Below are 5278 nucleotides of genomic sequence, written 5' to 3'. Positions count from 1 at the left end.
CTGGACGCTCAAAAAGGGTCGACAGCCCCTCCATGGCCACCTTCTTCCACTGGCTGATCTGCGCCGGGTGGATTTGGTGTTCACTGGCCAACTCGCTTGTGGTTTTGACCCCCTTCAGGGCCTCCAGCGCCACCTTCGCCTTGAACTGCGCACTGTGTCGTTTGTGTTTTCCGGGCATCGCTTGGCTCCTCGCTCTCGCCAATCATGCCCCCTCGGTCTTAACAAAACCTACTGTCCAGTTTTTGGGGTCCACTTCATTCTTCTCGGCATTGCGTGAGCCCGCCTTTCGCTTTTTGCTTTTCGCCTTTCCAACAAAAAAGCCCCGGATCGCTCCGGGGCTCTTTTTTAGCAGTATTACGTAGCAGTACGACGTGGCCGACGAATGGAAATCCGATCAGCCCCGCATGCGGGCGCTGATCTCGTGCACCGCCTCGATGAAGGCCCCCGCATGGCTCGGCGGCACGCCGGGGTGGATGCCGTGGCCCAGGTTGGCGATATGGCCGGGGTGGTTGCCGAAGTCCTCCAGCATCCGCTTGACCTCGTCGCGGATCACCTCGGGTTTGGCGTAGAGGACGCTGGGGTCCATGTTCCCCTGCAACGCCACCTTATCCCCCACCTTTTCGCGGATGGGGGCCAGGTTGGTGGTCCAGTCGAGCCCCAGCACCGTGCAGCCGGTGGCGGCCAGGCGCTCGGCGTGTTGGGCGCACCCCTTGGCGAAGACGGTCACCGGAACCTCCCCCTCCAGCGCCTGCACGATGCGCTGGATTGGGGCGGCGCAGTAGCGCTCGAAGAGGCGGGGGTCGAGGACGCCGGCCCAGGTGTCGAAGATCTGAAACACATGAATCCCGGCCCGCACCTGCGCCTTGGCGTAGTCGATGACGTTGTCGGTCACCTTGTCGATCACCCGGTCGAGCAGCGCCGGGGCGTCGAAGGCCATCCGCTTGGTGTTGGCGAAGTCCTTCGAGGAGCCCCCCTCGATCATGTAGGTCGCCAGGGTCCAGGGGGCGCCGGTGAAGCCGATCAGAGGGACGCGGCCATCGAGACGGGCGTTGATCTCTTTGATGGCGGCCATGACGTAGCCGAGTTTGTCTTCGGCATCGACGACCGGCAGCCGGTCGACGTCGTGCACGGTGCGGATCGGATCGGAAAACACCGGACCCTCGCCGACCTGGAACGACAGGTTCATCCCCATCGCCTCGGGGACCACCAGAATGTCTGAAAACAGGATCGCGGCGTCGATGTCGAAGCGGTCGATCGGCTGGATCGTCACCTCGGCGGCGAGTTCGGGGTTTTTGCACAGCGACAAGAAGTCGCCCGCCTTTTCGCGGGTGGCGCGGTACTCGGGCAGGTAACGGCCCGCTTGGCGCATCATCCACACCGGGGTGTAGGGGGTGGGCTCACGCCGAGCGGCGCGGATGAAGGTGTCGTTTTTCAGGGCTGGTCGGGTCATGGGCCTGTCGTTGTCGATGTTGGGTGAAGGGCCGGATGGCAGGGGCAAAAAAGGGGTTCTTTGCCTTTCTTCGCGCCCTTCGCGGCTTGGCGTGAGGCGCTTTTGCCGTGCGCCGTTATTTTTTCAAATTCGCTTGCAGCTTTTCCCAGTCGCTCAAAAAGGCGGCGATCCCCTTGTCGGTCAGGGGGTGGGCGGCCAACTGCTTGATGACCTTGTAGGGGATGGTGGCGACGTGGGCGCCGATCATGGCCGAGTCGAGCACATGGATCGGATGGCGCACCGAGGCGACGATCACCTCGCTGGCCAGGCCGTAGTTGTCGAGGATGGCGATCACCTGCTCGATCAGCTCCATGCCGTTCTGGCCGATGTCGTCCAGACGGCCCACAAAGGGGGAGATGTAGGTCGCCCCCGCCTTGGCGGCGAGCAACGCCTGCAAGGGGGAGAACACCAGGGTGACGTTGGTTTTGATCCCCTTGGCGGTCAGGTGGTTGACCGCTTTGATCCCCTCGGTGGTCATGGGGATTTTCACCACGATGTTGGGGGCCCACTGCGCCACCTCTTCGGCCTCGCGGATCATCCCCTCGGCGTCGAGGCTGATGACCTCGGCGCTGACCGGACGGTCGCCGACCAGGGCGCAAATCTCTTTGATGAGCGGCTCGAATTCCCGCCCCTCTTTGGCGGCCAGGGTCGGGTTGGTGGTGACCCCGTCGACCAGCCCCATCTCTAGGGCGCTACGGATTTCGTCGATGTTGGCGGTATCAATGAAGAATTTCATCGCAAGGCTCCTTGAGAGGGCGCGAGGGGGGTGGCAAACAAAGGGGCGCCATCATACGGACGGGGGGGGGTGGATGCCACCTTGGCGGGGTGGACTTATGGAGCGGGTGGATTGGGGGGAGCGGACTTTGCCGCCAGCAGGGCGTCGAGTCGGGCACGCAGGCGCAACCCCTGGACCGGCTTGCGCAGGACCGGGAAATCGCCGACGACCGCGTCGTCGATGGTGGTATCGCCGGTGACGATCAACGTGGGAATGGCGCGACCGAAGTGGCGATGGAGCGCGCGCGCCTCGGCGGGGCCGGAGCGGTTTTCGCGTAAACGCAGGTCGGCGACGATGGCTGCGGGCGGTTCGTTCGGGCGTTGCGTCGCCGCCAGCGCCTGAAGGATCTCGCCTGAGTTGGCTCCGGTCGCCGGGCGACAGCCCCAGCGGGTGACCAGGGCGGCCAGCGCCTCGCGCACCTCGGGATCGTCGTCGATGACCGCAATACACAAACCGCGCAGACGATCCCCCCCATCCAGCGCCTCGTTTGCGACGACGGCCGCGCTCGAAGCGGCGGGCACCTGGAAGGCAAAGGTGGAGCCCCGTCCCGGCTCCGAGCGCAGGGTCACCGCGGACCCCAGTTGTTGGGTCAGGGCGTGGACGATGGCCAGCCCCAGCCCCAACCCCTTGCGACGGTCGCGCTCGGGATTTCCGACCTGGTAGAACTCCCCGAAGATCGCCTGCTGTTGGTCGGCCGCGATGCCGATGCCGCTGTCGCGCACCTCGATGCGGTAGCCGTCGCCCCGCCGTCGGCACGCCACGAGGATGCAGCCCCGCTCGGTATAACGCAGCGCGTTGCTCACCAGGTTGCGCAGGATCCGCTCCAACGCGGCGGCGTCGCTGTGGACGAGGCAGTGGGTAGGCACGACCCGCAGGCGCAAGCCTCGCGCCGCAGCCTGGTCGGAAAATTCGTCCCGAATGCGGTCGAACAACGGACGCAGCGGCAGATCGCGCACGTCGAGAGGCAGGCTGCCCGCGTCGGCGCGGGAGAGATCCATCAGGGCGTCGAGCAGCATGCCGAGGTTGCCGCTGGAGGCGGCGATTTTATCCACCAGCTCGGGGGGGGCGTTGCGTCCGTCCGCCAGATCCTCCCGCAGTACCGACACGAACAATTCCATCGCCTGGATCGGCTGGCGCAGATCGTGGCTTGCGGCGGCGAGAAAGCGGCTCTTGGCGGCGTTGGCATCCTCGGCTTGGCGGCGCGCCATTTCGGCGATCTCGTTCTCCTCCCGGATCTGATCGAGCAGATCGAGGTTGGCGAAACGCAGGCGGATCGATTCGCGGATCGTGGCCTGCTGGCGCCAGGAGAAGATCAGGCAGGAGACCATCGTGACGACCACGGGAAACGCCTGAAAGAGCAGCAACTGGCTCCCTTCGGCCAGGGCGCGGGCCAGAAACGGCATGAGGGTCAGCAGGTTGAAGATCAGATGGGCGGGGAAATAGATGCCGACGCTCGGCACCGAGAGGGCGACCAGGGTCGGCAGGACGAGGGCGATGGGAAAGAGGGTGTAGAGGGTGGGTTGGAAGAAGGCCCAACCGATGTAGCCCCAGGTGATCCCCGACAGCGCCGCCCCCGCCAAAAAACGGGTACGCCAATGGTCCAGCCGCGTGTACCGGTCGGGATCGGCATTGTAACGGCGTGCTTCGCTCCAGCGCAGCGCGCCGCCCCCCCACAGAACCGCCAGCCAAATCAGCATGTGGCCATGCCCGATGTCGGTCCCCCAAAGCACCAGAACGAGCAGACTGCCGGTCAGCAAATGGCCGCTCAGCACCATGGGCATCTGCCGATGCAGCAGATCGATGTGCTCCCCTTCGAGCCTTTGCGAGGAATAACTCACTCAGAACCAACCGCGCCGTTTGGCCAGCAAGGCCGCCTCGGTACGCGAACGGACCCCCAGCCGCTTGAGCAGGGCGGTGACGTGGGCGCGCACGGTGTCGTCCCCCATGGTCAGGTGGGCGCCGATTTCGCGGTTGGTGCGCCCCGCGCAAAGCTCGGCGAGCACTTCGATTTGGCGCGGCGTGAGGATCGCTTCGATCTCGCCCCCCTCGCCGCCCGGCATGGCGGGGGGCGGCTCGTAGATCTCGCCGTCGAGGATGCGCTGCAACGCCTCGCGCAACGTGGCGCTGTCGGCCGATTTGGGGATGTACCCCTGGGCGCCGTACCGCAGGGCCTGACGGATGGCCTGCGTCCCCTCGGTGGCCGATAAAACCACCAGACCGGCTTCGGGCTGGGCCTGCCGAAAGGCGCACAGCCCCTCGATGCCCCCAAGCCCCGGCAACCCCATATCCAAAAAAATCACATCGAAGCGGGTGTGCGCCGCCGCCTCCAGGCCGATTTCGGCCGTGGCCGCCTCGACGACGTGCAGCGGCATCGTCCAGCAGCGCTGGAGCATGAGTTTGAAGCCCTCGCGAAACAGGGCGTGGTCGTCGACGAGCAGAATGTTCATGGTGTGATTCATGGCGTTCAAACCGTGTGGGTCTACGAGGGCGCCCCTGGGGATCGACCCATCGGATCCATGCGATGGAGGTGGGAATCATCCCCAAAAAACCGCATCCATGCAGCATGTGATTTTAGCCATGGATGGGGGTTTTATTCCGCTTCGATACAATCATTTTCCGTGAATTTAGATCAATTAAAACCGCGATTATGCTTTAAATAATTCCGCAAATTTTTTTAAAAAACCCCCGATCTTTTCCGCAAGGATGCCGTGCCGAGATCGCCGCCTCATTCGGTCGTTTGGAACGTTGGATCGCTGTGACGCAGGCAACGCGACCCCCCACATTTGTGGAATAGACCCCCGCCAAGCATCGATGTTGTAATCCCGACCTCTCCTCCAGAGGGCCGAAAAAGCCCTCTTTTATCCACATTGCGCACGGTTATCCGTATTGCGCAAATATTGCGTCGTTTTCCTTCGTTGTGAAGTGGACCCCAAAAACTGGACAGTAGGTTTTGTTAAGACCGAGGGGGCATGATTGGCGAGAGCGAGGAGCCAAGCGATGCCCGGAAAACACAA

Annotated in this window: 4 protein-coding genes and 1 pseudogene; all 5 read right to left on the bottom strand. The window is 63.8% G+C overall.

What is annotated here, in order from left to right; all coding sequences use genetic code 11:
• Window positions 1–178: pseudogene (locus tag AUJ55_03250) on the bottom strand (transposase).
• 216 nt (window positions 179–394) lie between these two features.
• Window positions 395–1450 (bottom strand): uroporphyrinogen decarboxylase, encoded by a 1056-nt coding sequence (locus tag AUJ55_03245; protein OIO59556.1) that lies wholly within the window; start codon window positions 1448–1450, stop codon window positions 395–397.
• Window positions 1451–1565: 115 nt separating this feature from the next.
• A complete protein-coding gene (locus AUJ55_03240) occupies window positions 1566–2225 on the bottom strand; it encodes a fructose-6-phosphate aldolase (protein OIO59555.1) in 660 nt (219 codons plus the stop codon).
• 95 nt (window positions 2226–2320) lie between these two features.
• Complete coding sequence (locus tag AUJ55_03235; protein OIO59554.1) at window positions 2321–4102, bottom strand: hypothetical protein; 1782 nt, start codon at window positions 4100–4102, stop codon at window positions 2321–2323.
• A complete protein-coding gene (locus AUJ55_03230) occupies window positions 4103–4711 on the bottom strand; it encodes a hypothetical protein (GenBank protein ID OIO59553.1) in 609 nt (202 codons plus the stop codon).
• Window positions 4712–5278 lie beyond the last annotated feature (567 nt).

The sequence above is a fragment of the Proteobacteria bacterium CG1_02_64_396 genome, assembly GCA_001872725.1.
In the GTDB taxonomy this organism is placed as follows: domain Bacteria; phylum Pseudomonadota; class MNWR01; order CG1-02-64-396; family CG1-02-64-396; genus CG1-02-64-396.
Note: the sequence above shows the minus strand (reverse complement) of the source record. Positions and strands in the feature narration are given on the sequence as shown.

What these genes read in the sequence shown, in the direction of transcription:
- AUJ55_03245 (OIO59556.1), bottom strand. Translation starts at nt 1,450, where the DNA reads ATGACCCGACCAGCCCTGAAAAACGACACCTTCATCCGCGCCGCTCGG.
- AUJ55_03240 (OIO59555.1), bottom strand. Translation starts at nt 2,225, where the DNA reads ATGAAATTCTTCATTGATACCGCCAACATCGACGAAATCCGTAGCGCC.
- AUJ55_03230 (OIO59553.1), bottom strand. Translation starts at nt 4,711, where the DNA reads ATGAACATTCTGCTCGTCGACGACCACGCCCTGTTTCGCGAGGGCTTC.